This is a genomic window from Frankia sp. RB5, assembly GCF_059816245.1.
The window spans coordinates 18,862-45,278 of sequence record NZ_JCBATA010000018.1; the positions used below are offsets into that span (position 1 = coordinate 18,862).

24 protein-coding genes are annotated in these 26,417 nt (G+C 73.9%); 6 read left to right on the forward strand and 18 right to left on the reverse strand.

The features are described from left to right. Positions 1 to 234 precede the first annotated feature (234 nt). Genes AC6EXY_RS11680 through AC6EXY_RS11690 form a run of 3 tightly spaced genes read right to left on the reverse strand, consistent with a single transcriptional unit; the run spans position 235 to position 3,280 of the window. The gene (locus tag AC6EXY_RS11680; protein WP_101830726.1) at positions 235 to 753 is read right to left on the reverse strand and encodes a polyadenylate-specific 3'-exoribonuclease AS; all 519 of its coding nucleotides are present in this window, start codon (positions 751 to 753) and stop codon (positions 235 to 237) included. Between the two features lie 4 nt (positions 754 to 757). Next, on the reverse strand, positions 758 to 2,371 hold the full coding sequence (locus tag AC6EXY_RS11685; RefSeq protein WP_499817629.1) for a hypothetical protein: 1,614 nt from the start codon (positions 2,369 to 2,371) through the stop codon (positions 758 to 760). A 33-nt stretch (positions 2,372 to 2,404) separates the two neighbouring features. Continuing rightward, complete coding sequence (locus tag AC6EXY_RS11690) at positions 2,405 to 3,280, reverse strand: lysophospholipid acyltransferase family protein (protein ID WP_101830735.1); 876 nt, start codon at positions 3,278 to 3,280, stop codon at positions 2,405 to 2,407. 410 nt (positions 3,281 to 3,690) lie between these two features. On the opposite strand from AC6EXY_RS11690, the gene AC6EXY_RS11695 reads away from it, so the two are divergent. From AC6EXY_RS11695 to AC6EXY_RS11705, 3 genes are all read left to right on the forward strand, one after another. Next, on the forward strand, positions 3,691 to 4,488 hold the full coding sequence (locus AC6EXY_RS11695; protein ID WP_101830728.1) for an alpha/beta hydrolase: 798 nt from the start codon (positions 3,691 to 3,693) through the stop codon (positions 4,486 to 4,488). Then, positions 4,481 to 5,218 (forward strand): hypothetical protein, encoded by a 738-nt coding sequence (locus AC6EXY_RS11700; protein WP_101830729.1) that lies wholly within the window; start codon positions 4,481 to 4,483, stop codon positions 5,216 to 5,218. The genes AC6EXY_RS11695 and AC6EXY_RS11700 overlap by 8 nt, the downstream gene beginning before the upstream one ends. Before the next feature lie 110 nt (positions 5,219 to 5,328). After that, complete coding sequence (locus AC6EXY_RS11705; protein WP_101830736.1) at positions 5,329 to 6,585, forward strand: ornithine cyclodeaminase family domain; 1,257 nt, start codon at positions 5,329 to 5,331, stop codon at positions 6,583 to 6,585. Positions 6,586 to 6,997: 412 nt separating this feature from the next. On the opposite strand, the gene AC6EXY_RS11710 is transcribed toward AC6EXY_RS11705, so the two are convergent. The 5 genes from AC6EXY_RS11710 to AC6EXY_RS11730 all read right to left on the reverse strand — a co-directional run bounded on the left by AC6EXY_RS11710 (position 6,998) and on the right by AC6EXY_RS11730 (position 11,051). Continuing rightward, the gene (locus tag AC6EXY_RS11710; RefSeq protein ID WP_101830737.1) at positions 6,998 to 7,966 is read right to left on the reverse strand and encodes an ROK family glucokinase; all 969 of its coding nucleotides are present in this window, start codon (positions 7,964 to 7,966) and stop codon (positions 6,998 to 7,000) included. A gap of 68 nt (positions 7,967 to 8,034) precedes the next feature. Next, positions 8,035 to 8,499: a hypothetical protein gene (locus AC6EXY_RS11715; protein ID WP_133150589.1), complete on the reverse strand. Its 465-nt coding sequence runs from the start codon at positions 8,497 to 8,499 to the stop codon at positions 8,035 to 8,037. Beyond that, positions 8,496 to 9,710, reverse strand: a complete 1,215-nt coding sequence (locus AC6EXY_RS11720; RefSeq protein WP_101830731.1) for an ArsA family ATPase — start codon at positions 9,708 to 9,710, stop codon at positions 8,496 to 8,498. The genes AC6EXY_RS11715 and AC6EXY_RS11720 overlap by 4 nt, the downstream gene beginning before the upstream one ends. A 6-nt stretch (positions 9,711 to 9,716) precedes the next feature. After that, positions 9,717 to 10,151, reverse strand: coding sequence for an SRPBCC family protein (locus tag AC6EXY_RS11725; RefSeq protein WP_101830732.1), 435 nt, complete (start codon positions 10,149 to 10,151; stop codon positions 9,717 to 9,719). Positions 10,152 to 10,283: 132 nt separating this feature from the next. Continuing rightward, positions 10,284 to 11,051: a metallophosphoesterase family protein gene (locus tag AC6EXY_RS11730; protein WP_101830733.1), complete on the reverse strand. Its 768-nt coding sequence runs from the start codon at positions 11,049 to 11,051 to the stop codon at positions 10,284 to 10,286. A gap of 154 nt (positions 11,052 to 11,205) precedes the next feature. On the opposite strand from AC6EXY_RS11730, the gene AC6EXY_RS11735 reads away from it, so the two are divergent. Beyond that, a complete protein-coding gene (locus AC6EXY_RS11735) occupies positions 11,206 to 12,996 on the forward strand; it encodes an AMP-dependent synthetase/ligase (protein WP_499817630.1) in 1,791 nt (596 codons plus the stop codon). Between the two features lie 337 nt (positions 12,997 to 13,333). Here AC6EXY_RS11735 and AC6EXY_RS11740 read toward each other — a convergent pair whose 3' ends face one another. The 3 genes from AC6EXY_RS11740 to AC6EXY_RS11750 form a co-directional block, all read right to left on the reverse strand. Next, positions 13,334 to 14,524 (reverse strand): glycosyltransferase family 4 protein, encoded by a 1,191-nt coding sequence (locus AC6EXY_RS11740; RefSeq protein ID WP_499817631.1) that lies wholly within the window; start codon positions 14,522 to 14,524, stop codon positions 13,334 to 13,336. Positions 14,525 to 14,574: 50 nt separating this feature from the next. Continuing rightward, a complete protein-coding gene (locus AC6EXY_RS11745; protein WP_499817632.1) occupies positions 14,575 to 14,817 on the reverse strand; it encodes a hypothetical protein in 243 nt (80 codons plus the stop codon). 172 nt (positions 14,818 to 14,989) lie between these two features. After that, a complete protein-coding gene (locus tag AC6EXY_RS11750) occupies positions 14,990 to 16,300 on the reverse strand; it encodes an NYN domain-containing protein (RefSeq protein ID WP_101835023.1) in 1,311 nt (436 codons plus the stop codon). Between the two features lie 455 nt (positions 16,301 to 16,755). Between AC6EXY_RS11750 and AC6EXY_RS11755 the strand changes: the two genes are divergently transcribed. Further along, a complete protein-coding gene (locus tag AC6EXY_RS11755) occupies positions 16,756 to 18,018 on the forward strand; it encodes a DUF4352 domain-containing protein (protein WP_499817633.1) in 1,263 nt (420 codons plus the stop codon). Between the two features lie 80 nt (positions 18,019 to 18,098). On the opposite strand, the gene AC6EXY_RS11760 is transcribed toward AC6EXY_RS11755, so the two are convergent. Next, positions 18,099 to 18,494, reverse strand: coding sequence for an HIT family protein (locus tag AC6EXY_RS11760; protein ID WP_101835020.1), 396 nt, complete (start codon positions 18,492 to 18,494; stop codon positions 18,099 to 18,101). A 62-nt stretch (positions 18,495 to 18,556) separates the two neighbouring features. After that, a complete protein-coding gene (locus AC6EXY_RS11765; protein WP_101835018.1) occupies positions 18,557 to 18,970 on the reverse strand; it encodes a VOC family protein in 414 nt (137 codons plus the stop codon). Between the two features lie 192 nt (positions 18,971 to 19,162). On the opposite strand from AC6EXY_RS11765, the gene AC6EXY_RS11770 reads away from it, so the two are divergent. Further along, positions 19,163 to 21,031, forward strand: a complete 1,869-nt coding sequence (locus tag AC6EXY_RS11770) for a DEDD exonuclease domain-containing protein (RefSeq protein ID WP_499817634.1) — start codon at positions 19,163 to 19,165, stop codon at positions 21,029 to 21,031. Between the two features lie 53 nt (positions 21,032 to 21,084). Here the strand turns inward: AC6EXY_RS11770 and qcrB are convergent, their stop codons facing one another. From qcrB to AC6EXY_RS11795, 5 genes are all read right to left on the reverse strand, one after another. Continuing rightward, entirely contained in the window at positions 21,085 to 22,650 is a 1,566-nt protein-coding gene (qcrB, locus tag AC6EXY_RS11775) for a cytochrome bc1 complex cytochrome b subunit (protein ID WP_101835014.1), read from the reverse strand. Continuing rightward, entirely contained in the window at positions 22,647 to 23,858 is a 1,212-nt protein-coding gene (gene qcrA / locus AC6EXY_RS11780) for a cytochrome bc1 complex Rieske iron-sulfur subunit (RefSeq protein WP_499817635.1), read from the reverse strand. The genes qcrB and qcrA overlap by 4 nt, the downstream gene beginning before the upstream one ends. Further along, positions 23,855 to 24,805, reverse strand: a complete 951-nt coding sequence (qcrC, locus tag AC6EXY_RS11785) for a cytochrome bc1 complex diheme cytochrome c subunit (RefSeq protein ID WP_101835029.1) — start codon at positions 24,803 to 24,805, stop codon at positions 23,855 to 23,857. The genes qcrA and qcrC overlap by 4 nt, the downstream gene beginning before the upstream one ends. A 5-nt stretch (positions 24,806 to 24,810) precedes the next feature. Beyond that, the gene (gene ctaE, locus AC6EXY_RS11790) at positions 24,811 to 25,449 is read right to left on the reverse strand and encodes an aa3-type cytochrome oxidase subunit III (RefSeq protein ID WP_101835010.1); all 639 of its coding nucleotides are present in this window, start codon (positions 25,447 to 25,449) and stop codon (positions 24,811 to 24,813) included. A gap of 447 nt (positions 25,450 to 25,896) precedes the next feature. Continuing rightward, positions 25,897 to 26,361 carry an SseB family protein gene (locus AC6EXY_RS11795; protein WP_101835006.1) on the reverse strand — a complete coding sequence of 155 codons (465 nt, stop codon included), beginning with the start codon at positions 26,359 to 26,361 and terminating at the stop codon, positions 25,897 to 25,899. Between the last annotated feature and the right edge of the window lie 56 nt (positions 26,362 to 26,417).

Below are 26,417 nucleotides of genomic sequence, written 5' to 3' on the forward strand. Positions count from 1 at the left end.
CCCCCCGCCGGCGGCAGCGTAGCGGCCGGGACGGGCAGACGGAGGCGTTGCATCATCACCGGGCGTGGCGCAAATGTGACAGTGAGCGTCCACAGTGGTGCGGACCAGCGGCGTCGGCCGGCCGCGTCGGCGAGCAGCAAAGGTCAGTCAGCGCCGCTGGTCCGCCTGGCTCACGTCGTCCGCGGCGCGCCCCGGCCGGGGCGAGAGGGCCCCCCGGCCGGGGGCGGGAAAGGATCAGCGGCGCGGGGGCACGGAGGCACGCAGCGGGGCGAGGACCTCCCAGCGCGCACGGTTGTGCAGGGCGTCGGCGAGCGCGTCGTGGGCGTTGGCCGGCGGCGGGGGCAGCGTCGGGCGGCCGACGTCGTCCCACAGCTGGCGCAGGTCGCGCGTGAAGCGCGGCAGCTGTGCGGGCAGGTCGGTCATCGTGCCGAACAGCTGGCAGAGCACAACGTGGTCGTAGGCGCCGTACCAGGCCCACAGCTCGGGCGTGCCGTCCGCGGTGAGCAGCTCGGTGATCTCGGCGCGGATGCGGGCGCGGGAGCGCCACGCCGGGTCCGCCGGGGACGGGAGCTGGTCGAGGACGTTGCGCTGGACCCACGGCACGGCGAAGGCCGGGTCGAACTCGGTGGACACGGCGTAGTACCGGCGCGCGCCATCCTCGCTGACGATGCCGATGCTGACCAGGTCGAGCCAGAGATGATCGCCGTCGCGCCGCTCGATGAACTCGGTGTCGTAGAAGAAACGGGTGCCCACCGGCTCAGTCTCCCGCGCGCCCCGCCGACGGGTCCCGGGCGGTCCCCGCGGTCAGCACGCCCGGGCCCGCCGCAGGTCCCGGACCGCCCTGACCCAGGCCGCCGCGGCGGCGCCAGGGACGCAGCACCGCGGCGAGCAGCGCCGCCGCCCCCGCGGCACCGATCAGCGGCAGTAGCCACAGCAACGGCCCGGAGTACGCGTCGTCGCCGCCGTCGGCGTCATCTCGACCCTGGATACCACCGCCGGCACCGAGGCCACCATCACCGCCCGGGCCTGCGCCTACCGCGGCACCATGCGCCGACGCCGCGCAGCCGGCCGCGCCCGCATCATGCGGCGGCGTCACCGGCGACCCGCCGCCGACCGCCGGGGAGACCTGTACCTGGACCCGCGCCGCCCCGGGCTGGGCCACCACGCACAGCACCCCCGCGCCAGGCGCCGAGGTGACCCGGGCACCGCTGACCCGCACCTGATAGCCGTTCGGATACGACCAGGCCGGCAGGCTGATGGCCGTCGGGGTGCTGGCCGCGAGCGCCGTGCCGGTCGGGGACACCGGGCGGTAGACGACGGTGAGCACGCCCGCGGCGTCGAGGCGCAGCGCCTCGGGAGTGCCGGCGATGGCCTCCGGGTACGGCCGGACGAGCTGCGCCGGCGCGGCGGGCAGCGTGCCGCCGGCGGCGCCCGGCGGATCGTAGAACCAGCTCAGGCCGAAGGTGTCGGCCGCGGCGGCGAGACCGGTGAGCGTGGCGGGGGTGCCGTCCTTCCAGCCGATGAGATAGCCGGTCGGGTCGTTGACGGCCACCCGCGCGGCCGCGTCGAACGGTGCCGGGCGCTCCCGCCACAGCAGGTGGTGGGTGTCCTGGGCGGCGACCGCGCCGAGCAGCTCCGCGCCGTCGCCCTGAACGGTGCCGGTGCCCGGGGTGGCGGGTGCCTCGTAGCCGAGCAGGCCCGGCTCGTCCCGGAACCGTGCGGCGAGGCGGGCGAGACCGGCCGTCAGGGTGGCGGTGGACAGCCCTGACGAGGTGCGCGCCGACGCCACGGGCACCAGGCGCAGCGTCACCCGCAGGCCGCGCGCGGTGAACAGCCGGGTGAGGCCGACGGCCTGGGCCAGTCCGGGCTCGTCGCCGGCACCCGCGTCCGGGGCGGGCCAGCCGGCGACGGCCGGGAAGTGGCCGCCGGTCGCGACCGGGACCGCCAGGCGTACGCCGGTGAAGCCGTAGCCGATCCAGGTGTCCAGGACGGCGGCGCTCGGCGTCACGCCGGCGGGCACCGACATCCCGCGGATGACCACGGCGCGGTGCTGGTCGTCGGTCAGGAAGGAGCCGGACCGACCGACCGTGGCCGCGGGCGCCGCCGCGGCGGTGGCGGGCGCGGTCAGCCCCGCGCCGGGCGCGGTGGTCGCGGCCGGGGCGGCCAGGGCCGCGACCGGTGACCCGACGACGCCCGCCAGCACGCCCGCCCCCACGCCGGCCGCGAGCAGGGCCCGGGCGCCGGCCGTCCGCGCGGCGCGCCATCGGCATCCCCCGGGCCGCCTGGCGGCCTGGGGACGGGGTTGGGCGCAGGCGGAGCCGCCCCCTGTTCTGTCGTCGAGTTCGGGCCCGGGAGCGCCATCGCCACGCACAGGACCAATCCTGCCGTGCCGGTGGATGCCGGGTCAGACCGCCCGGTCGACGGAGTCCTCGGCGGCCGTGGAGCGCGGCGCCGCGGGCCGGGTGCCCGCCCCGTTCCCACCCGGATCCGCCGTCGCGGCGGGCCCCGCGCCGGCCCCGGACCCGGGAGTGGAGCCGGCGCTGGGCGCGTCGGCACCCGTTGGCGTCGCCGGGGACGCCGTCGCCGACGAGGCGGTCGCGCGGGCGGCGGCCAGCTCCTCCTTGGCGCGCTTGGCGTACATGTCGACGTACTCCTGGCCCGACAGCGCCATCAGCTCGTACATGATCTCGTCGGTGATCGACCGCAGGACGAACCGGTCGTCGGCCATGTCGGCGTAGCGGGAGAAGTCCAGCGGCCGGCCCACCCGCATCCCGATCCGGCGGATCTTGGGGATCAGCTGGCCGGGCGGCTGCACCTCGAAGGTTCCGATCATGGCGACGGGGATGACCGGCACGCCGGCCTCCAGCGCCATCCGGGCGACGCCGATCTTGCCGCGGTACAGGCGACCGTCCGGGGAACGGGTGCCCTCCGGGTAGATACCGAGAAGCCGGCCCTGACGCAGCACGCGCACGCCGGAGCGCAGCGCGCCCTCACTGGCCTTGCCGCCGCTGCGGTCGATCGGGATCTGCCCGGCGCCGCTGAAGAAGATCCGCTTGAACCAGCCCTTGACGCCGGCCTCGGTGAAGTAGTCGCTCTTGGCCAGGAACGTCACCCGCCGCGGGACGACCAGCGGAAGGAAGAAGTGATCGAGGAACGACAGATGGTTGCCGGCAAGGATCGCCGCCCCCTCGGCGGGAATGTTCTCCGCGCCCTCCACCCAGGGGCGCCAGAACACCCGCAGGACGGGAGTCAGGATCACCTTGAGCATCCAGTAGAACAAGGACAGCTCCCGCCTGGTCACCGTCGTGAGACGACCCCACCCCGGGGCGCCCGCCTCCGGCCGCCCTCCCGCCAACGCCGATCACACCAGACCCGAGCATCCCACCGCGCGCGGGGTCGGCGTGCCGCGGCACCCAGGCCGGTCATGAGCCTAGGGAGCCGGTCATCGTCCCGTCCACCGGAACCCGCCCGGGCGGCCACACGAAGCCTGGCCGGGCGGGCGCGCACCATCGAGTGCCTATATCATTTCAGCGGGGGCGTCCTCGTCCCGGCGGGTCGGTCGGCGTACTGATGGGATACGTACGACCGTGGCTTTGGCCCGCGGACCGTGCGAGCATGCGTTTACCGGCGTTTTTCACCGCGCCGCGCCGCTACGTGGGGTGCGGGCGCGGGCACGAAGGGCGGACAGCGATGGCGGATTCCACCGGTACGGCCCTGCTGCCCGGCGCGGAGCCGTTCGCGTTCCCGGGCGGTCGGGTCGGCGTCCTGCTGGTCCACGGCTTCACCGGCTCACCGGGGAGCATGCGGCCCTGGGGCGAGGCGCTGGCGGCCGCCGGGCTGACGGTGTCCTGCCCGCTGCTGCCCGGGCACGGTACCCGCTGGCAGGACATGGTCCCCACCACCTGGCCGGACTGGTACACGGTCGTGCGGGGCGAGTTCCTGCGGCTGCGCGACGAGTGCGAGCGGGTGTTCGTGATGGGCCTGTCGATGGGCGGCACGCTGACGCTGCGGCTGGCCGAGGAGTATGCCGCCGACCTCGCCGGCGTGGTCACCGTCAACGCGAGCCTGGCCACCGAGCGGCGGCTGGCGTCACTGGCCGGCCTGCTCGGCAGGGTCGTCCCGTCCCTGCCCGGCGTCGCCGGCGATGTGAAGGCCGCGGGCGTCCCCGAGGTCGGCTACAGCCGGGTGCCGCTGCTGCCGTTCGCCTCCCTGCGCCAGCTGTGGGCGCTCACCCGGGCGGACCTCGCGCGGGTCACCTGTCCCGTGCTCGCCTACCGCAGCGTCGTCGACCATGTCGTCGAACCCGGCTCCGGGGCGATCCTGCTGGCCGGCGTGCGGGGGCCGGTCGAGGAACGCCTGCTACCGGACAGCTACCACGTCGCCACGCTCGACAACGACAAGGAGAAGATCTTCGCGGGCAGCCTCGAGTTCGTCCGCCAGCACGCGGCCGGCGCGCTCCTGCCCGAAGCGGTCGTCGCTGATGCCTGAGCGCCCACCCGCCGACCAGCCGGGCCCCGGCGGCGCGGAGCAGCCCGAGGCGCCGAAGCAGTCCGCCGGCTCCGGACCGGCCGACGCCCAGCCGGCGCCGCGGTCGCAGGAGGCCGACGACGCGGCGTTCTTCGAGCTCGTCGCCCGCTTCGACGAGCCCGTCGAACACGATCCGGCCGACAGCGAGCCGGACGGGCGCCGCTGGCCGGCCGCCGAGGACGTCGGTGACACCCGCCGCCCGACGGTCATCATCCTGCGCCCGCCGTTCGACCCGGGCCCGCCGTTCGGCCCCGGTTCACCGCCCGCGGCGGACGACCGCACCGACCCCGGCCTCGACGAGCCGCGCCCGCTCCCCGGGATCGGCCCGCACGGCCTGCGCCCGGACGACGACGCCGACGAGGTGGTCGTCATCGACCTCGGCGCGGCGGCCGGCGCGGGCGATCCGCGCGACGACCTCGGTGACCTGGACGACCCGGATGACGACCACTACATCCCACCGGAGCCTCCCCCGCTGCCCCGGATACGACCGGTCACCCGCTGGGCCCTCGGTTCGATCGCCCTGGGGATGGTGTTCCTCGTCGTGCCGAGCCTGATCGGCCTCAACCAGTCCCGATCGCAGGACGTCACCGGCGTGATGCTCATCCTCGGCGGCGTCGGCACCCTGGTCGCCCGCCTGGGCGACCGACCCCCGACGGACAGCGACGGCCCTGACGACGGCGCGGTGATCTGACCGCGACGGTCGGGCCACTGATCCCGCCGCGCTGATCCTGCGGCGCCCACGTCCGGGCACCACAACGGCACCGAACAGCAGCAGGCAGCAGGCAGCAGGAGGTCGTGCACGTGCGTTACCACGAGAAGGTCGAGGTGCACGGTCACCTCATGGACACCGGGGTGCTGGCGAGGGTCCTCGACGACGTCCTGGACTACGGCGGCGACTACCGAGTGGATCACATCGACCTGGGACGCAGCCACGACGACGAGTCCCACGCCGTCATCACCGTCGGTGCCGAGACGTCACGCCGGCTCATCCGCATCCTCATGCGTATCCAGGTACACGGCGTCAACAAGGTCGACGCGGGCACGGCACGCTGCGAGCCCGCCGACCGCGACGGCGTCTTCCCGCCCGACTTCTACTCCACGACCAACCTGGAGACCGTCGTCCACCTCGACGGTCAGTGGGTGCCGGTGGAACACCCGGAGATGGACTGCGGTCTGGTCGTCTCGCACGGCCGGGTCCGCACGGTCCCGGTCACCGACGTGCGCGCCGGCGACCAGATCGTCTGCGGGGTGGACGGGGTGAAGGTCGTCCTGCCGGTGACCGACCACTCCAGCCGGGTCCATGAGAGCGACACGTTCGGCGCGCTGCCGAGCTCCACCCAGCCGCAGGCGGTCCTCGTGCGGGCGATCGCCCGCCAGATCCGCGAGGTCAAGGCCGAGGGCGCCCAGGTGCTCTGGGTGGCCGGCCAGACCGTCGTCAGCACCGGCGCCACCTCCGCCCTCGTCGCCCTGGTCGAGGCGGGGTACGTAGACGTCCTGTTCACCGGCAACGCGCTGGCCACCCTCGACATCGAGGCGGCGCTGTACGGCTCGCCGCTGGGCGTCGGCCCGCTGCGCGGTGGGCGGGTGCAGCGCGGCAGCGAGCAGCACATCCGCGCGATCAACGCGATCCGCCGCGAGGGCTCGATCCGCGCCGCCGTCGAGTCCGGCCTGCTGACCGAGGGCATCATGCACGCGATGGTGAAGGCGAACAAGACGTTCGTCCTCGCCGGATCCGTCCGCGACGACGGCCCGCTGCCGGACGTGCACACCGACGTCGTCGAGGCCCAGCGGGCGATGCGGGGGGCCCTGCGCGGCGTCGGCTACGCCCTGATGGTCGCCTCCGCGCAGCACTCGGTGGCGACCGGCAACATCCTGCCGGCGTCGATCCCCGTGGCCTGTGTCGACGTCAGCCCCGCCACCGTGCACGCGCTGACCGAACGCACCAGCGCCCACGCCGTCGGCGTCGTCGCCGACACCGGCCTGTTCCTCGAGGAACTCGCCACCGAACTCGTCCCCGACTACCGCCCCGCCCGCCCCGGCAGCGGCGCCATCCTCTGACGTCGGCCGCCTCCGACCACGGGTCGCCCCCCTGACCCAGGGCAGCCTCCCGAGCGACGTCAGGTGACCGCCGGCCGCCTCCGGCCAGGGGTCCGCCCACCGACCCCTGGCCGCGTCGCGGGTCGGGCGACCGCCGTCTTCCGCGGTATGGCAGCCGTGGCTGGCGGACGGCGCCATCTCCCGCCAAAGCCCCGAAGAAGCCCGGTCCCGCGGGACCGTCCCGCAGGAGCCATAGGCGTATGTCGGGCGGACTTCCCGTGGGTGGGAAGCGCAGGCGGGGACGACGGCGCCGTGTCGCGAACTCCGCGTGTCGCCTCCGTTTTGTCCACCTGTTCGCGACACAGGCCGCTGTGAAGGTGCCAGGACGCTGCCCTGGACGCCCCGCGCCCCGCCAACGTTCGTGGTCAGCCCACTAGATGCGGGCGAGGTCGGCGGCGCCGACGAGGCCGGCCTGGGAGCCGAGCTCGGCGATGACGACCTCGGCGACGGGGCGGTGGCCGCGGCCGGGGACGGCCTCGAGGAACCGCTCCCGGGCGGGGGCGAGCAGCAGGTCGCCGGCATCGGAGACGCCGCCGCCGATGACGTAGCGGTCGGGGTCGAGCAGGGCGGCGAGGCTCGCCATGCCCTCGCCGAGCCAGTGGCCGACCTCCATCAGGCAGCGGATCGCCGCCGGATCGCCCTTGCGGGCCGCCTCGGTGACATCGGGGCCGGTGAGGCCGTCGACGTCACCGCCGGAGGCCTCCAGCATCGCGGTGGCCGCCGCCGGGTCGTCGGCGGCGATCTGGCGGGCGAGGCGGACCAGCGCCCGACCGCTGGCGTACTGCTCCCAGCAGCCCTCGTTGCCGCAGCCGCACGGATGACCGCCCGGCACGACCCGCATGTGGCCGGCCTCGGCGCCGATGCCGAACGCGCCGCGGTACAGCTCGCCGCCGAGGATCAGACCGCCGCCGATGCCGGTGCCGACGGTCAGGCAGACCAGGTCGCGCCGCCCGCGACCGGCGCCGAAGCGGTACTCGGCCCAGGCCATGGCGTTGGCGTCGTTCTCGACGACGACGGGCAGGCCGACCCGCGCGGCGACCTCGTCGCGCAGCGGCTCGTCGCGCCAGGCGAGGTTCGGCGCGAACACGACCCGGGAGCGCTCGGCGTCGATCCAGCCGGCGGCGCCGATGCCGACCGCCCAGACCTCGTAGTCGGCGGTGAGCTCGGCGACGACGGCGGCGATCGTGTCGGCGACCTCGGGCGCGGAGTGCCCGGGGGTCGGGCGGCGCACGGCGTGCAGCACGGTGCCGGCACCGTCGACGACGCCGGCGGCGACCTTGGTGCCACCGACGTCGACGCCGATGGTCAGGCCCTGGGTCCGCCGGTCGTCACCGGACGCCAGCGACTCGGCGGCGGTGGTGGCCGTGGCCGGCGGCAGCGGGCTGCGCGGGGCGTCTGAAGCGGGGGTGCTCACGTGACATCGATCCTCTGGACGCGGGGTCTGGGCGCTGGAGTGGTTCGGGGGCCGGGCGCGCCCGGCGGCCTCGGGCCGCGGCCCTGCGGTACCTCGACGGTGGCTGCCTCGACGGCGGCCCTGAAGGCGGCGACCAGCGACTCGCCGGCGGCGACGAGATGACGCATCACCTCGGAGCGGTCCGCGGACAGCGCCGCCATCAGCCGGCACAGGGGGCAGGACGTGCACGGCCGCTCCTCGCCCGCGCACCCCCGAGCCGCCCGCGTGGCCGAGTCCGCGGCGGCCGGGTCGGCGGCGACGCCCGCCGGATCGGGTCCGCCGGCCGGATCGGCAGCGGAGGCCGGGTTGGCAGCAGAGGCGGCAGAGGCGGCGGCCGGGTCGGCGGCAGCGGCGGTGGCCAGGCCGCGCAGGGCGTCGAGGAGCAGGGCGGCCTCGACGGCGAGCGGGCCGGGGGTGCTCATGCGCGGACCCACCGGTCGGGGTCGGGGACGAAGGAGACGACCAGACGGTCGCCGCGCATGCTCGCGGCGCTCACGTCGCAGCGGCGCAGAGCCGCGGGCAGTGGCACCGCCCGGCGAAACGCTCCGATCGTCACCACCAGATCGTCCCCGAGACGGGCAAGATCAATCTGTGATCCGTCGACGAACGGCAGCCCGAACGAAAGGGCGAAGCCGTCGTCGGTGCGGTCCACCCGCGGCTGGTCGCCCGCACCGGCCGCGGAGGCACCGAGCACGCCGGCGGGGTCGAGTTCGCCGTAGGTGGCGGCGCCGAACGCGGCGAGCTCCTCCAGGCCGACCGGCTCGCCGGGGCGGTAGCCCACCGGCAGGATGGGGGTCGGGGCGACGGCGGCGGTGATCTCGGTGAGGGCCTCGCGGTGGGCGGCGGCCCAGCCGGCGCGCCAGGCGTCGGCGCCGGCCGGCGAGAAGATCCGGTTCACGATGACGCCGTCCAGGGTGAAGCCGTGCAGCGCGAGGGCGGTGAGGCTGCCGCGGGCGGCGGCCAGGGCGCCGCTGTCGGGCGTCAGGACCAGGCGGACGCTGGTCGCGGCGTGGTCGGTGAGGATCGCGCGCAGGTCGACGGCGGCGCGGTGCACCCGTGAGACCGTGTCGTAGGCGGGCGCGGCGAGGTTCCCGAAGCGGCCGCCGAACGCGGTGGCCCAGCCGAAGCCGGGGCGCAGCCAGCGGGCGAAGGCACCATCGGGCGGCAGCAGCCGCCGGCAGTACCACGACAGCGTCTCGGGAAACGCGAGCAGGCGCAGCAGCCCGGCGACGGGGCCGCCGTCGACGATGACGACGTCGTGTTCGGTGCTCGCCAGCACGTCACGCAGCTCCAGCAGGGTCAGCGTCTCGATGGCGCCGGGCAGGAAGGCGAGCTCCTCGAGCTCGACCGGGTCGACGTCGATGGACGGCCAGCTGCCGGCGAGGACCTCGCGCACGGCCGGCCAGCGGGTGGCCACCGCGCGGCGCAGGTCGACCTGCGCGCCGGCGAGACCCGGTTCCAGCTCCGTGACCTCGGCGCCGACCGGATGGTCGAGGGTGCCGGCGAGGCCGGCGGCCGGGTCGAGGGACAGCACCAGGGTGCGATGCCCCCGCTGGGCGGCGAGGACCGCGGTCGCCGCCGCCACCGTCGTCGTGCCGGCGCCGCCCTTGCCGGTGACGAGCACACACCGCACCTGGGCTCAGCTCTCGACGTGCTTCTTGAGATCCTTCAGAGCCGCGTCGACGATGCCGCTCTGCACCTTGCGCCGCAGCAGCCCCGGAATCTTGATCTTGGTCTCGGCGGTGAGGTCGTAGGTGACCTCGGTGCTGCCGTCACCCAGGTCGCGCAGCGTGTAGCTGCCGTCCTGCGACGACATCGCCTGGCCCTGGACCATCGACCAGGTGACCTGCGCGTCGTCCGTCCAGGTGTACTCGTTGACGAACTCGTCCTTGATGACGACGGCGTTGACCCGGAAACGGGCCCGCCTGGGCCGCCCGTCCGGGCCGACCTCGAGGATCTCGGCCTCCTCGATCTGGCCGACCCAGGTCGGGTAGGCGGGGATGTCGGCGATCGCGCCCATCACCGCGGCCGGCCGGGCATTGATGACGATCGTCGATCGGGCATGGTCCGCCATGGAGACAGGCACCTCCACATTCGTCACGTACGTCTGAAGCTCAGAGAGCCCGGATCATTCCCCGACCGATCGCCTGAGGCTACCGGAACCCGGGCCACTTCCCGTCGAGCGGCCGGATCCGATCGCCACCGGCTACCACTCGAGGACGAACGGCGTCCCGCGGGCGTTGAAATGGCCGACGTTCACGCACCGGGTGCCGTCGATGTCGAGGCTCGCGGTCAGCGGCTGGTGCACGTGGCCGAAGAGCACGTAGCGCGGCCGGGTCTCGTGAATGGCCGCGAGGATCGCCGTGCTGCCCCGCTCGAAGCGGCGGGCCTCGACGTCGTAGACCAGCTCCGGCAGGTGCGGCGGAATATGGCAGCACAGCACGTCGACCTCGCCGACCGCGGCCACCTTGGCGGCGAAGTCCTCGTCGTCGATCTCGTACGGGGTACGCATCGGACTGCGCAGACCGCCGCCGACGAAGCCGAACCGCCAGCCGCCGATCGTCGTGGTCTGGCCGTCCAGCAGGGTGATGCCCTCACGCAGGTAGTCGGGATACAGATGCGGCAGGTCGACGTTGCCGAAGGTGAGGTAGGTCGGCGTGGGGAAGGCGGCGAACAGCTGCTCGTACTGCCGGCGGATCGCGGCCTCCACGATCCGGTCGCGGTCGCCGCCCAGGCGCGCCCACAGCGAGCGCGACCAGTCCCGCGCCTCGTCGAAACGCTGCGCCGTGCGCAGCTCCACCATCCGCCCGACGGCCTCGGCGCCGAACAGGTCGCCCATGATCCCGCGGCCGTGGTCGTGGTAGTCGATGAACAGGATGAGGTCACCGAGGCAGATGAAGACGTCGGCGCCCTCGGCGGCCGCCGGGATCGCATCCGCGCGGCCGTGCACGTCGCTCACCACGTGGACCCGCATACCCCTGAGCTTAGGTGCCTTCAGGGACGCTCCGGGCACGGCGCGGTCCGGCGCGGTCGCCAACATCCGCTCGGACCGCTAACGTCTGGTGCCCAGAACGGTCGTGTGCCTCCACGGAGCGTTCCCGTCCGCCCGCGAGCTGGTTGGAGTAGCAGTGCGCGAGTTCACCTCCGTCCCGATGGTCACGATCGCCGACGACGCCACACTGACCGACGCCGTCTTCCGCAACGCGCGCGAGCGTCCCGGCAAGGTACTGCTGCGGTACAAGGTGGGCGAGCGGTTCGCGGGCCTCACGACCGCCGAGTTCCGCGACGCCGTGGTGGCCACCGCGCGCGGGCTCGTCGCGGCCGGGCTGACCCCCGGCGGGCGGGTCGGCATCCTCAGCCGCAGCCGGTACGAGTGGACCGTCCTGGACTACGCGACCTGGGCCGCCGGTGCGGTCGTCGTGCCGATCTACGAGACGTCCAGCCCGGCGCAGATCGAGTGGATCCTGCGCGACGCCGCGGTCGAGCTGCTGGTCGTGGAGGACGCCGAGCTCGCCGCGCGGGTCGCCCAGGTGCGCGCGGCCGCCCCGGCCCTGCGCGAGGTGCTCGTCCTCGAGGACGGCGCGTTCGCGGACCTGGCGACGCGCGGCGCCGAGGTCGACGAGGAGCGCCTCACCGCGGCCCGCGCGGGCGTCGACGCCGCCAGCCTCGCCACGATCATCTACACGTCCGGGACGACCGCGCAGCCCAAGGGCTGCGAGATCACCCACCTGGCGCTGCTCTACACCGCCGAGAGCAGCATCGCGATGCTGCCCGAGGTGTTCCGGCCGGACTCGTCCACGCTGCTGTTCCTGCCGCTGGCGCACGTGTTCGCCCGGATGCTCCAGGTCGGCGTGGTGCAGGGCGGCTACGACCTGGCCTACACGCCCGACTCGCGCACCCTGTTGCCCGACCTGGCGCTGACCAGCCCCACCTTCCTGCTGGCCGTGCCCCGCGTGTTCGAGAAGGTGTACGCCGGGGCGCGGCACAAGGCGCACAGCGAGGGCCGCGGCCGGATCTTCGACGCCGCCGAGAACACCGCCGTCGCCTACAGCGAGTCCCTCGACGGCACCGGCCCGGGCCTCGCGCTGCGGCTGCGCCACCAGGTGCTCGACCTGCTGGTGTACCGCAAACTGCGGGCCGCGCTCGGCGGGCGGGCCGAGTTCGCGATCAGCGGCGGGGCGCCGCTCGGGGCGCGGCTGGGCCACTTCTTCCGCGGCATCGGCTTCACCGTGCTGGAGGGCTACGGCCTGACCGAGACGACCGCCCCCGCGGCGGCGAACCGGCCGCACGCCGTGCGGATGGGCACCGTCGGGCAGCCACTTCCGGGCGTCACGATCCGGATCGCCGACGACGGCGAGATCCTCATCCGCGGGCAGCTGCTGTTCCGCGCCTACCACAACAACGAGACCGCCACCAAGGAGGCGTTCGACGCCGAGGGCTTCCTGCGCACCGGCGACGTCGGCGCGCTGGACGACACCGGCCACCTGCGCATCACCGGCCGCAAGAAGGAACTGCTCGTCACCGCGGGCGGCAAGAACGTCGCCCCGGCCCCGTTGGAGCACGTCATCCAGTCCCATCCGCTGGTCAGCCAGGCCATGCTGGTCGGCGACGGGCGGCCGTTCATCGCGGCGCTGGTCACCATCGACCCGGAGGCGTTCGAGCGCTGGCGCACCGGCGCCGGGCTGCCCGCCGACGCGGCCATCTCCGGCCTCACCGAGGACCCGCGGCTGCGCGCCGAGGTACAGCAGGCGGTCGACGCGGCGAACGCGACCGTCTCGCGGGCGGAGGGGATCAAGAAGTTCGTGATCCTGGCGCACGACTTCACCGTGGAGTCCGGCGAGCTCACCCCCAGCCTGAAGGTCCGCCGCTCCCTCGTGCTCGAGCGCTTCACCGACGCCGTCGAGGGCCTCTACCGCTAGGCCGCGTGTCAAGTTGTGATCTCTCGGGCCGTCCTCGTGTGGACGCGTCCGCCCGCCTCCCGTCTACGGCGCCCCGACACCACCCGTTCATGATCAACCTCGGTGTGGGTGGCGACCGGAACGCCGAGGAGGCGGGGGACTTCCCGTGGAGGGGAAGTAGCCGCCGGGGAAGGCGGCGTGATGCCAGTTTCCTGGTGTGTCGTGTCCGGTTTGTCCCTAGGTTTCTGGCAGAGAACGCCGTGACGGTGTCAGAACGCTGTCACGGACCGCCGGCCGCGAACGGCCTCGAACCGCTGGCGCGACAGGCCGACACAAAGATCGCGACCCGAGGCACGGCCTAGCTGTCGGCGCCGTTCGCGGTGTCGGTGCCGGTGCCGGTGTCGATGCCGGTGCCCGTGCCGGTGCCCGTGCCGACCAGCAGGGTGCGCAGCTGGGCGGCCAGGACGTCCCAGCGCCAGCGCAGCTCCACCCAGGCGCGGCCGGCTGCGCCCATCGACGCGGCCAGGTCCGGGTCGGCAAGCAGGTCGCCGACGGCGGCCGCGACCTCGTCGACGCCGCTGCCGTCCACGACGAGGCCGGTGCGCCCGTCGAGCACCGCGTCGGGCGCGCCGCCGCTGCGCCCGGCGACCACCGGCAGGCCCGTCGCCGACGCCTCCAGGTAGACGATGCCCAGGCCCTCGACCTCCAGCCCGCCGAGCCGGGACCGGCATGGCATGGCGAACACGTCCCCGGCCGCGTAGTGGGCGGGCAGCTCCTCCCACGGCACCGAGCCGGTGAACGTCACGTGGTCCGCCACGTCGACCTCGCGGGCGAGCCGCTCCAGGTCCTTGCGGTACGGGCCGCCGCCGACGATCAGCAGGGCCGCGCCCGGTACCCGGCGACGCAGCGCCGGCAGGGCGCGGACCAGCACGTCCTGGCCCTTGCGGGGCACGAGCCGGCTCACGCACACCACCACCGGGCGCCCGCCCAGCCCGTACCGGCGGCGGATTTCCTCGCGCCCGACGCCCGGGCGGTACAGCGCCGCGTCGACCCCGCTGGGCAACCGGGCGAGCGTCGGATGGGTGCCGAGGGCAGGGCCGATCCGCAGCCGGGTGTAGTCGGTGAGATAGGTGACGACATCCGCCGCCCCGCCGATGCGCCGCAGCAGCTGGCGCGCCGCCGGCAGCGCCGCCCAGCCGACCTCGTGGCCGTGCGTGCTCGCCAGCACCCGGCGCACCGCCGTCTCGCGGCGCAGCCGGTCGCCCAGCAGGCCGAGCGGGGCGGCGGCACCGAACCAGACGGTGTCGCAGCCCTCGGCACGGGCGATCTCCCGGGCACGGCGCAGCACGTCCCGGGTCGGCAGCATCAGCGACGTGCGGTGGCGCACCACCGGGAACGGCTGCGCGGCGTCGAACTCGGGCGCCCCGGACCAGGCCGGCGCGTAGACCACGACCTCGCCCGCCGGCAGCCGGGAGACGAAGTTGTGCACGTAGGCCTGGATCCCGCCGGGGCGCGGGGGAAAGTCGTTCGTCACGGCCAGGACCCGCATGGCCCCATCGTGCCGCACCGGCCCCCGCGGCCACCCGCCGGGCGGCGCGTTCAGCCAGCGCGACCCGGTGGCGGGAGCAGCCGGGCGGTGCGCTCCAGCACCGAACCGGCCATCTCTCCCGGCGGCGGCAGCAGGCCCGCGGCGGCCAGCACCCCGAGGGCGCGGAACTCCTCCGCGTCCCACCCAGGGCTCGCGGCGGCGCCCGGGCGATCCGCGCCGGCGAACATGACAGTGACGACGCAGCCGGCGCACCGAGCGCCGCGCGCGACACAGGAGTCGCAGTCGATCAACATCGCACTCACCTTCCCGATATCCCGACGTCACCGACGGTAGGACCCGGGTCTGACAATTCCCGGCGGGAGCGTGCGCGCGGGCCGTCGGACGAGGCGGCTCGGCGGGTGAAGCCGCTCGGCGGGTGAGGCGGCTCAGTGGGTGAGGCGGCTCAGTGGGTGGAGGGGATGCGGCTCAGCGGGTGAGGCGGGCCAGCAGGGCGGAGGACGGCACGGCCCGGGCTCCGGCGGCCGTGCTGTTGTCCGCCACCTCACGGTCGGAGGTGACGACGAAGACCGGCCGGCCCTCGGGCTCCAGCCGCACCAGCCGGACGATCTCGTCGTCGGCCAGCCGGCCGGGCCGGCTGAACAGCACCCGCACGCCACGCGGCATCGTCACGCCCACCGGGCGCGCGACCACGGCGGTCGCGTCGAACACCGCCGTGATCTCGCTGTCCGGATTGCGGCCGGCCAGCGCGCCGAGCCCGGACAGCAGGCGCTCGCGCTGCGCCTGCAGGGTGAGCTGGCCATAGCCACGCTTGGTCACGTTGTACCCGTCGACGATCAGATGCACGCCGGGCACGGCGAGCACCTCGTCGATGAGGGTGGGGTCGTCGTCGGGCCGGCCGCGGGCGCCGACGAACGCGTGCGGGGCGCTGCTCGGGCCGTCGCCGCCGCGGGCGAGCAGATCGGCCGGGCGGCTGACCATCGTGGGCAGGTCGAGCTCGCGGCGCACCCCGTGCGCGGAGGCGATCAGGGTGTCGAGCAGCACCCGCATCCGGGCGTCGTCGACGCTGCGGGTGTCGCGGGTCTCCCGGCGGGCCACGGCCAGCGCGTTCTCCAGCTCGGAGACCCGCCCCCGCAGCCGGCGCACCTCCGCCTCGGCGTCACGTTCGGCCGCCAGCGCCGCGTCGCGGGCCGTCTCGGCGGCGACCACCGCGTCCCGCGCCTCGTCCTGCGCCCGGCGCACCTTCTCACCGGACGCGCGCAGCCGGCGCCGGGCCTCCTCGGCGTCGGTGCGGGCCGCGGTGGCCCGTTCCCGCAACTGCTCGGCCTCGGCCGCGGCGGCGCGCTGGCCCGCCTCGAGCTGGTCGGAGAGCCGGCGGATGGTCCGCTCGGCCTCGTCGGCCCGGTCCCGGATCTCGTCCTGGGATGCCTGGTCGGCCGCGGCCCGCACCAGCTGCGGCCAGTCGGGCGCCCGCAGCAGGTAGGCGATCGCGGCGACGCGCTCCGGCGGCGCGGCCGGCGGTGGCCCGTCCGTCGCCTCGACGGCCTCGGCGAGCTCGGGATGGTGCCGGCGGATCCACTCGGCGACCCGGCCGCGGAACACGTCGCCGTCGACCGCGGCGGCCAGCGGCACGGCCCCCAGCCTGGTCCGCCGGGACTCCTTGAACCGGCGCACCGCGACCAGCGACGGCGGGACCTCGGCCTCGGGCAGGTCGGCCAGCGTCCGCGCGGCGAGCTCGATGACGGCCCGGCGTACCTCGGCGGGCAGCGGCTCACTCATCAGCGCCGCCCCCGGCGGACATTCGTCAGGGATCCGACTGTCTCGACACGTTCTATCCCGGACGGGGCAAAGTGGACACGATCCCGCGCCCTGAACCCCGGCACCTCCCGCTCCGCCCGCGCGTCGGTCCGACGGGATCCGCGCCGGAAATGTCCGTCAGCATCCGAATGACGGCGACGAGACGACGGGCCGCGCCGCCCGCGGCCCGTCCGATCGGCCAGGCAGCAAGGCACGTGGGACTCCGGAGCCGACGGGAAGAAACGATGACGGTACAGCCTAACGGCCCCGCTCAGGAGGGGTCGCGCGTGCCACAGGTGTGGGATCACCGCCCGTCCGACCCGTGTCGGGGCGGGCATTGTCTCATGTGATAGTCGGCTTATGTAGCCTCGCGTGGTGCGTACCCTACGCGCGATTTCTTCCAAACGCGGCCCTGGCTGCGCCGGAGAGGAACCACCGTGACCGACCAGAACCCACCGCACCAGCCACCCGGCGGGGGCGGCAGCCAGGAGCCGTGGAACCAGCACAACAGCTCCTGGCCCCAGCCGCCCGCCGACGGCTCCGGCGGCGGGCCCGACCAGTCCGACGAGAAGACCCAGCTGGCCTGGTCCGGCGCCGCCCCCGGGACGGGGGGTACGCCGCCCAGCGGACCGCAGCCGCCGATGCCCGCTCCCGGCGGCCAGCAGTGGGGCACCGGGCCGCGCCCGGGCGCCGACCAGTCGTGGCCCCCGCCCCCGCAGCAGGGCGCCGGCGGCTGGGGCCAGCCGGTCCCCGGCACCGACCCGCAGCAGGGCTGGGGCCAGCAGACCCCGGGCGCGGACCAACAGGGCTGGGGCCAGCCCGGGGCCGAGCAGCAGGGCTGGGGCGCCCAGGGCCAGCAGGGGGGTTGGCAGCAGGGCGGCTACCCGCCCGGCGGCACCAGCCCCTACCAGGGCGGCGCGGGCTACCAGACGCCCGGCGGCTATCCCGGCACCGGCCCGGACCCGTACCAGCAGAACCAGCAGGGTGGCTACCCGCCGCCCGGCGGCTGGCAGCAGCAGCCGGGTGGGCCGCAGCCCCCGCGGCCGCGACGCAACCCGCTGATGATCATCATTCCGCTGGCGGTGGTCGCCGCGATCGTGCTCGGCGTGGTGATCGCGCTGGCCGTCGGCGGCGACGACAAGAAGGACGATGTCACCTCGCCGGTGCCGCTGCCGTCGGCGACGGCGCTGGGCGTGCCCGGCGGCGGCAGCACGCCGACCCTGCCGAGCCCCACCGCGACCAGCCCGGTCCGTTCGTCGAACTGCGTGCCGGTGACCGCGCCGGGGGCTCCGGGGGCGGGTGTCGCCGGCATCGGCGGCTCCGGCACCGTGGTCGGCGAGGCCAACTCGTCGGTCAGCGACTTCGAGGCGAAGGTGACGCTCAACAGCGTCTGCACCACCTCCGGCACGGTCACCAGCTACGGTGACCCGCCGACCCAGGGGGCGTACTACGTGCTGAACGTGACGGTCGAGGTGAGCCGCGGGGACACGTCCGCCTCGCCGTCGGACTTCTACATCCAGACGCCGGACGGGACCCGGTACGACGGAAGCTATGACAACGTCGAGCCGCGGCTGTCCGCCTCGACGGTGAAGGCCGGCCAGAAGGTCCGCGGCAACGTCGTCATCGACGCGCCGCCCGGCCACGGGGTACTCAACTGGGAGCCGCTGTTCGCGGTCGACACAGCCAAGTTCCAGCTCTGAGCCACCGCGGTCCGCGCCGGCGCCGAGTCCGTGCCGGCGCGGACCGGCCCGGCACGGACTCGGGGATCAGCACGGGGCGGTCAGGACAGGGCCGCGCGGATGCGCTCCGCCGCCTCGTCCAGCGCCGCCGGATCGGGATCGTGGTCGGCGGCCGCGAAGGTGATCTGCTTCTCATTGTCGATGGGCACCAGGTGGACGTGCGTGTGCGGCACCTCCAGACCGCCGACGATCACCGCCACCCGCCGGGGCTGGAACGCCTTGTCGATGGCTCGCCCGACCTTCGCCGCGGCGAGCCACAGCGCCGACTGGACATCGTCGGGCAGGTCGATCCATCGGTCGATCTCGACCCGCGGGACCACCAGGGTGTGACCTGGGCGGATCGGCGCGATCGTGAGGAGCGCGACCGTGTCCTCGTCGGAGTACACGATGCGCCCCGGCAGCTCGCCATTGATGATCCGGGTGTAGACGCTCGGCATGGCTCACGACCCTATCGGGACCGGCTCCTCCGCCTTCGCCACACGTCGCACCCGCCCGCACGTCACACATAGGGTCGGGCGAAACCCGCTGGCCCGGCCGTCATCACGCGGAACTCGTTGCCCTCCGGATCCGAGAGCACATATCCGCGCTCGCCGTCGTCGTCGTACCGACCGACCCGGCGCGCCCCCAGGGTGGACAGCCAGCCGATGACCCGCTCCGCGTCCACCGCGTAGAGGTCGAGATGCAGCCGGCTCGGCCCGCCTCCGCGGCTGGCCCCAGGCCGCAGCAGCAGTTTCGGCCCCGCCCCCGCGGGATGGCGCAGCACCGCCGCGTCGCCGTCCCGCCGGACCACCTCATAGCCCAGTGCGGCGGCCCAGAAACGCACCATCACCTCCACGTTCGCACAGTCCAGTGCCACGCGCCCCACCCGAATCCCGTTCGTTTCGAACCACGCCACCCGCGCATGATTTCGCATTTCCGCTGGGTTGGCCCGTCGTGTGGCGGTCGCGTGTCTCCGGCGTGGCGAAACATGGCGCGGACCGCAGACACGACGACTCGACAACGGTCGACATCGGGTCACCGCCGAGGCCCGCCAACCAGGTCATCTCGGTCGATGTCGCGCGCGCCGGTGACGGAAACTGTCGGCGGCCGGTCCTACGGTGTCCCGGTGCGCCCAGACCCCGCCTCCCCGCAGGCACGCCCCCGGCAGGCAAGCCTCGACGACCTCGGGCGGCCGCTGGCCGAGGTCACCTTCGTCGTCGTCGACCTGGAGACGACCGGCACCTCGGCGGCGACCAGCGAGATCACCGAGATCGGCGCGGTGCGGGTGCGCGGCGGAGAGATCCTCGCGGAGATGTCCACGCTGGTGCGGCCGAGCGCCGGCATCCCGCCGATGGTCTCGGTGATCACCGGGATCACCGACGCGATGGTGGCCACCGCCCCCGCCGAGGCCGAGGTCGTGCCGACCTTCCTGGAGTTCGCCCGCGGCGCCGTGCTCGTCGCCCACAACGCGCCGTTCGACCTCGGTTTCCTGCGCGCCGCCGTCGAGCGCTGCGGCTACCCGCAGCCCGCCTGGGAGCATCTCGACACCCTGCGCGTCGCCCGGCGGGTGATCAGCCGCGACGAGGCCCCGGACTGCCGGCTCGGCACGCTGGCCCGGCTGTTCCGCAGCACCACCGCGCCCTGCCACCGGGCGCTGGCCGACGCCCAGGCCACCGTCGACGTGCTGCACGGCCTGTTCGAGCGCCTCGGCAACCTCGGCGTGCGCACCCTGGAGGAGGTGCACGAATACAGCTCCCGGGTCTCCTCGGCCCAGCGGCGCAAGCGGCATCTCGCCGACGGGCTGCCCACCGGCCCCGGCGTCTACGTCTTCCGCGGCGCCGACGGGCGTGCCCTGTACGTCGGCACCTCGCGGTCGGTGCGCTCGCGGGTGCGCACCTACTTCACCGCCAGTGAGCCACGTACCCGGATGGCCGAGATGGTGGCGCTGGCCGAGCGGGTCGACGCGATCGGCTGCGCGCACGCGCTGGAGGCCGAGGTGCGCGAGCTGCGGCTGATCGCCGAGCACAAGCCGCCGTACAACCGCCGTTCCCGCTTCCCCGAGCGTGCCGTGTACGTCCGGCTCACCGACGAGCCGTTCCCCCGGCTGTCCCGAGTGCGCGCCGCCCGCGACGACGGCACCTACCTCGGCCCGTTCGGCAGCGTCCGGGAGGCCGACGACGCCGCCGACGCGCTGCTCGCCGCCGTGCCGCTGCGCCAGTGCACCCCCCGGTTGTCGCCGCGGGTGCGCCGCCCCGCCTGCGCCCTCGCGGACCTGGGCCGCTGCGGGGCCCCGTGTGACGGGCGGGAGGACGTCGACGCCTACGCCCGCCACGTCGCCGCGGCCCGCGCGGCCATCACCGGCGATCCCGCGCCGGTCGTCGCCGTGGCGACCAGGCGGATGGACCGGCTGGCCGCCGAGGAACGCTACGAGGAGGCCGCCGTCACCCGCGACCGGATGATCGCCTTCGTGCGCGCCGCCGCCCGCGGGCAGCGGCTGGCGGCGCTCACCCGGGTGCCGGAGCTCGTCGCCGCCGCGCCGACCGCCGACGCCGGCTGGGACCTGGTCGTCGTGCGATACGGCCGGCTGGCGTCGGCGGTGACGGTCGCGCGCGGGATCGACCCGCGGCCGTGGGTGGACGCCGCGGTCGCCAGCGCCGAGACGGTGCGCCCGGGGCCGGGGCCGGCGCCGTGCGCGTCGGTCGAGGAGACCGAGCGGATCGGCCGCTGGCTGGCCGGTTCGGGGGTGCGGCTGGTGCGCCTCGACGGCACCTGGAGCTGGCCGGCGGCCGGCGCGACGCGGGCCGCCCGCAGCTATGCCGCCCCGACCACGGCAGCGACCCCGACCACGGCAGCGACCCCGACCCCGAGCCCGACCGCGACGGCCTCGACCGCGACGGCCTCGACCACGGCGGGCCCTGCCGCGGCTGCCTCCACGGCAACGGCCGCGGGGCCGGCCCGCCCTCCCGGGTGGACCGGCCCCGCGGCCGTCAACTGACCTGCGTCCGTGCCGTCGGCGCTGGTCGCGCCATCCGGCTCAGGGCCGTCGGCTCAGTGTTCCTTCTCCTCGACGAAGAAGCCGCTGACGGCCTTCCCGGCCCGCCGGGCGAGTCCCTTGCCGTCGCCGTCCCCGTGCCCGTTCGCCGACGGCAGCGCGTAGCGGTCGGTCGGGACGAGCGGGTGGTCGGGCGTCGGCTCGGGCTTCGGCCGGTGGTCCTCCACGAACTCGCCGCTCGGCAGCTGCCGGATGATGCCGGTCTCGATGCCGTGGTGGGCGACCTCGTGGTCCTTCTCCTGCAGGTGCAGGCAGAGCTTCTTCGTCACCGCGTAGGCGATCGGCGGAACGATGATCAGCCCGATGCGGCCGGCCCAGGTCATCGCGTTCAGCGAGATGCTGAACGTCTTGGCGATGACGTCGTTGCCACCCGAGATCCACAGGACCAGGTAGAAGCTGATCGACATCGCCCCGAGCGCGGTCCTGGTCGGGGCCTCCCGCGGCCGCTGGAGCAGGTTGTACGACTTGGTGTCGCCGGTGAACCTGGCTTCCAGGAACGGGTAGATCGCCAGCAGCGTGAACAGGATGCCGGGCAACACCGCCGTCGGCCAGAACACCGCGGGGACCGTGTGGCCGAGGCCGCGGAACTCCCAGGGCGGCATCAGTCGGGTCGAGCCGTCGAGGAAGCCGATGTACCAGTCGGGCTGGGACGCCGAGGACACCTTCGACGGGTCGTACGGACCGAACATCCAGATCGGGTTGATCTGCGCCAGGCCGCCGAGCAGCGCGAGCATGGCGAAGACCATCATGAAGAACCCGCCGGACTTCACCGCGAACACCGGGAACACCCGGTGGCCGACGACGTTGTCCTCGGTCTTGCCCGGCCCGGGGAAGTCCGTGTGCTTCTGGTGCCACAGGATGCCCATGTGGGCGCCGATCAGCGCCAGCAGGACGCCCGGCACCAGCAGGATGTGGATCACGTAGAGCCGGGGCAGGAAGTTCTCGCCCGGGAACTCGCCGTTGAACAGCATGAACGACGCCCACGTCCCGATGATCGGGATGGACTGCGCGATCGACGCGGCGATCCGCAGACCGGTGCCGGACAGCAGGTCGTCGGGCAGCGAGTAGCCGGCGAAGCCCTCGAGGATGGCGAGGATCAGCAGGCCGACACCGATCAGCCAGTTGACCTCACGTGGCTTGCGGTAGGCACCGGTGAAGAACACCCGCAGCAGGTGGACGACGATCGACCCGACGAAGACCAGCGCCGCCCAGTGGTGGATCTGGCGGAACACCAGCCCGGCCCGGGTGTCGAAGCTGATGTCCAGCGTCGAGGCGTACGCCCGGCTCATCTCCACGCCCTTGAGGGGCACGTAGGAGCCGTTGTAGATGATCTCGGTGTTCGACGGGTCGAAGAACAGCGTGAGGTAGATGCCGGTCAGCAGCAGGACGACGAAGCTGTAGAGCGCGATCTCCCCGATCATGAACGACCAGTGGTCGGGGAACACCTTGTTCAGGTTGCGCCGCAGCCCGGCCTGCGTGCCGAACCGGTCGTCGATGGCCCGGTTGGCCTTGCGGACCGGACCCGGTCGCTTGACGAACTCGGGCGGGGATGCGGTTGTCATGAGCGCTCCCAGAAGGCTGCACCGACGGGCTCGTCGTAGTCACCGTCGCGGGCGTGGAGGAAGCCGTCCGCGTCCGCGGCGATGGCCAGCTGCGGCAGGGACCGGCTCGCCGGCCCGAAGATCGCCCGGCACCCGTCCCGCACGTCGAAGACCGACTGGTGGCAGGGGCAGAGCAGGTGGTGCGTCTGCTGCTCGTAGAGGCTCACCGGGCAGCCGGCGTGCGTGCAGATCTTGGAGTAGGCGACGTGGCCGTCGACCGACCAGTTCTCCCGCCCCTTGCGCGGCTGGTCCACCCCCGGTGGCAGGCGGATGAGGATCGTGGTGCTGTCCGCCTTGGTGTGCAGGTCGGTCTTCGGCTTGTAGGTCACCGAGCCGTCGGCGGCGGTGACCGGGATGGCCGGGAAGACCGTCTCGATGCCGCCGATGGACACGTCACCGAGCTTGACGTACCGGCCGTCCTCGGTGACCAGGCGCGCGCCCTTCACCCAGGAGGTGTGGTCGAGCTTCTTGCCGGGCTTGGAGTTCGTCAGGTTCAGCAGCGGCACGACGACCAGGCCGCCGAGCACCGTGCCGGCGCCCAGCAGGGTGCGGCGCAGCAGCGGATGCCGGGCCAGCCCCGTGTCGGCGAAGCCGCTGGTGATCTCCGCTTCGGTGACCGCGATCTCCTCCTTGGGGGAGGTGAACGCGTGCCGCTCCTGGACCGCATGCTCGTGCGGCATCAGCCGCTTGGCCCACAGGATGAGCCCGATGCCGAGGCCGCCGACGGCCATGCCGAGGGCCGAGCCCAGGCACGGCGTGTAGTACTGCTTGTGCTTGTCACCGACGAAGTTCGTGATGACGAAGCCGACCGTGCCGACGACCGAGATCATGAACCAGAAGGCGATCAGCCGCTCGGCGCGGCGCTCGGCCCGGTGGTCGACGTCCTCCGCCCGCGGCGGCCGCGGGGTGACCCCGCCCCCGTGCGCCCCCGGCCGCATCACCGTGGTCTCGGGATCGCGGCTGGAGTCGGTCTGGTGCGGCGGTGTCCCCAGCGCCTCCGGACCGTCGTGCGTGCCGGCCGGCACGTCCGGCCCGCCGGCCGAGACGTTCGACCCCTTCACCGGCCGTCCCGCCGTGTCGACCGGGTGCTTCGACCGCGCGAAGACGCTGCCGGCCGACTCGGCTGGATCGCCCGGTCCCGCCGTCCCCGGGCCCGTCTTGTCACTCATACCTTCTGCCTCGCTCCGATCCACAGGCACACGGCCAGCAGGCCGCCCACGCCCACCAGCAGGCCCAGCAGACCCTCGGGCACCGGACCGTACTTGCCGAGGCTGTAGCCACCCGGGCTCTTCGAGTCGTTCAGGTGCCGGATGTACGCCGCCACCGCGACGGCGTCCTCCTCGTTGATCTGGCGGTCACCGAAGACCGGCATGGACTCCGGCCCCGTGCGCATGGCCTCGACGATCTGCGTCGGGGTGGACTCGCTCAACGAGGGGGCGAACTTGCCGTAGGTCAGCGGGGCTCCCTGGGCGACGGCCTGGTGGCACTGCGCGCAGTTCGCCCGGTAGAGCTCACCACCGTGCGACAGGTCGGCGTCGTCCAGCGCCGCATCGGTGACCTTGGGAACCTCAGGTCCACCACCGAGGCTGTCAATGTACGCCGCGAGCTGGTCGATCTGGGTCCGGGAGTAGAGCGTCGGCTTGCGGTCGGCCTGCGCGGCCGGCGCCGCCAGCGGCATGCGGCCGGTGGAGACCTGGAAGTCGACGGCGGCGGCGCCGACGCCGATCAGGCTGGGGCCGGTGGTGGTGCCGCCGGCGCCGAGCCCGTGGCAGGTGGAGCAGCCCTGCTGGTAGAGGGCCCTGCCCTGGCGCACCGCGGCGTTGTCGTCGGTCTGCTGCGCGGCGTTGCCGCCGGGCGCGAGGACCGTCCACAGCACGCCGGTGGCCAGCAGGCCGAACATCAGCACGAGCGCCGAGGAACGGCGGCGGCGGCGCGCGGACAGTCCCGGTCCGCGCTCGCCGCGACGACGGCCCAGCCGCCGGGTTACCGCGGTCGACGCGGCGGTCGCGGCCGGCTCAGGTGCCGCCGAGTCGTCGGCCGCCGCGACGGGCTCGGTGGCCGCGGTCGACGTGGGTTCCGGCGGGGTGTCCGGCGAGGTGCCCGAGGATTCAGTCATGTCGCTCACTGGAGGAGGTAGATGGTCGCAAAAAGGGCGATCCAGACGACGTCGACAAAGTGCCAGTAGTACGACACGACGATCGCCGATGTCGCCTTCTCCGGCGTGAAACGCCCATACGTGGACCGGCCCAGCACCATGACGAACGCGACGAGACCACCGATGACGTGCAGGCCGTGGAAGCCGGTGGTCAGGTAGTACACCGACCCGTAGGCATGCGACGCCATCGTGAACTTGTTCTCGCCGAAGTACTCGTTCGCCTGGCCGCCGACGAAGATCAGCCCCATGATCAGGGAGATCAGATACCAGCGGCGCAGCCCGAACACGTCACCGCGCTCGGCGGCGAACACACCGAGCTGGCAGGTGACGCTGGAGAGCACCAGGATCACGGTGAAGAACAGCGCGTACCCGACGTGCAGCTCCACGGGCCCGTGCTCGGAACCGGCGGGGTCGCCGGTGACCGGCGGCCAGTTGCCGCTGTTGACCGAGCGGATCGTGAAGTACATCGCGAACAGGGACGCGAAGAACATCAGCTCCGACGACAGCCACACGACCGTGCCGACCGAGACCATCGAGGGACGGTTGGCCGTCGGGTGTGGTGGAGGAGCCTTCTCGAGGACGGGGGCTGAGGCCACGTCGGTCATTCTGGCACGCGTCGGCGCAGGCGCCACCGTAGGTTCGACGTTCGGTAGGACTACGACTCGTCGATGACCGACCCGCGGCGGCGCGCGGAGCCCGGCACAGACCGCGCAAACCGCTGCACCACAAGGAGAAACGCAGGCCACGGACCCGAGGTCGACCCCCGCGAAAAAAGCCCACCGATCGGGTCGATCTCGACGGATGTTGCGTGCCTCACCCGTCCCGCGTCCTCCCCTTGAGCCGGGTCGCCCGGCACCCGCGCACCGGGCCGGTCGGCACGCGCGGCACCGGGAGTCCCCCGCGGACGGGCTCGGCGGGACCTCGCCAGCTGGACAGCACCGTCCGGCCGGACAGCACCGTCCGGCCGAACGGCATCGTCCGGCCGAACGACGGCGTCCGGCCGGACGGCATCGCCCAGGCGAGTCTCAACCGCCCGGGCGTCTCGACATGGCTCAGCCGGACATCGCGGCCAGGGCGCGCAGGCCCTCGGCCGGCAGCGCGATCCCGGCGTCGGAGCCGGGGTCCACGGCGAGCAGCAGGTCGTCGGACGGCCAGATCCGGCCCAGGGTGGCGATCTGGACGGTCCGGTAGCGGTCCACCTCGGGCAGGGCCTCGGCGAGGCGGTGCTCGGAGGTGAACGTCGGGACGAACTGCGTGCCGTCCTGGCGCTCGGCGACGGGCAGCTGCAGGACGTCGCTGTCCTCGTCCGCGAGGTCGCTGACCTCGTTGCCGAGATCGGGCAGCAGGACGTCGGCGAGCGCCAGGTCGCCGAGCGCGGAACGCTCGTCCTCCCCCGCGGCCAGCCGGCGCAGGGCCGCTCGGGCCGCGCTGCCCTGCTCGGACGCCCGGGCGCCGGGCACCCCCGCGAGGGCCGCGGGGCCGGGGACGCTGTCGGGACGTAGCTGGTCATCGGTCACGGGGACTCCCTTGACGTGGATGAACGTGCTGACGTGTCGTGCCGTAAGGCCCGGGT

Bases quoted from the DNA above. Each gene is read 5' to 3' on its own strand.
- AC6EXY_RS11695 (WP_101830728.1), top strand. From the start codon at position 3,691: ATGGCGGATTCCACCGGTACGGCCCTGCTGCCCGGCGCGGAGCCGTTC.
- AC6EXY_RS11700 (WP_101830729.1), top strand. From the start codon at position 4,481: ATGCCTGAGCGCCCACCCGCCGACCAGCCGGGCCCCGGCGGCGCGGAG.
- AC6EXY_RS11715 (WP_133150589.1), bottom strand. From the start codon at position 8,499: ATGAGCACCCCCGGCCCGCTCGCCGTCGAGGCCGCCCTGCTCCTCGAC.
- AC6EXY_RS11725 (WP_101830732.1), bottom strand. From the start codon at position 10,151: ATGGCGGACCATGCCCGATCGACGATCGTCATCAATGCCCGGCCGGCC.
- AC6EXY_RS11730 (WP_101830733.1), bottom strand. From the start codon at position 11,051: ATGCGGGTCCACGTGGTGAGCGACGTGCACGGCCGCGCGGATGCGATC.
- AC6EXY_RS11740 (WP_499817631.1), bottom strand. From the start codon at position 14,524: ATGCGGGTCCTGGCCGTGACGAACGACTTTCCCCCGCGCCCCGGCGGG.
- AC6EXY_RS11745 (WP_499817632.1), bottom strand. From the start codon at position 14,817: ATGTTGATCGACTGCGACTCCTGTGTCGCGCGCGGCGCTCGGTGCGCC.
- AC6EXY_RS11750 (WP_101835023.1), bottom strand. From the start codon at position 16,300: ATGAGTGAGCCGCTGCCCGCCGAGGTACGCCGGGCCGTCATCGAGCTC.
- AC6EXY_RS11760 (WP_101835020.1), bottom strand. From the start codon at position 18,494: ATGCCGAGCGTCTACACCCGGATCATCAATGGCGAGCTGCCGGGGCGC.
- AC6EXY_RS11765 (WP_101835018.1), bottom strand. From the start codon at position 18,970: ATGCGAAATCATGCGCGGGTGGCGTGGTTCGAAACGAACGGGATTCGG.
- qcrB (WP_101835014.1), bottom strand. From the start codon at position 22,650: ATGACAACCGCATCCCCGCCCGAGTTCGTCAAGCGACCGGGTCCGGTC.
- qcrA (WP_499817635.1), bottom strand. From the start codon at position 23,858: ATGAGTGACAAGACGGGCCCGGGGACGGCGGGACCGGGCGATCCAGCC.
- qcrC (WP_101835029.1), bottom strand. From the start codon at position 24,805: ATGACTGAATCCTCGGGCACCTCGCCGGACACCCCGCCGGAACCCACG.
- ctaE (WP_101835010.1), bottom strand. From the start codon at position 25,449: ATGACCGACGTGGCCTCAGCCCCCGTCCTCGAGAAGGCTCCTCCACCA.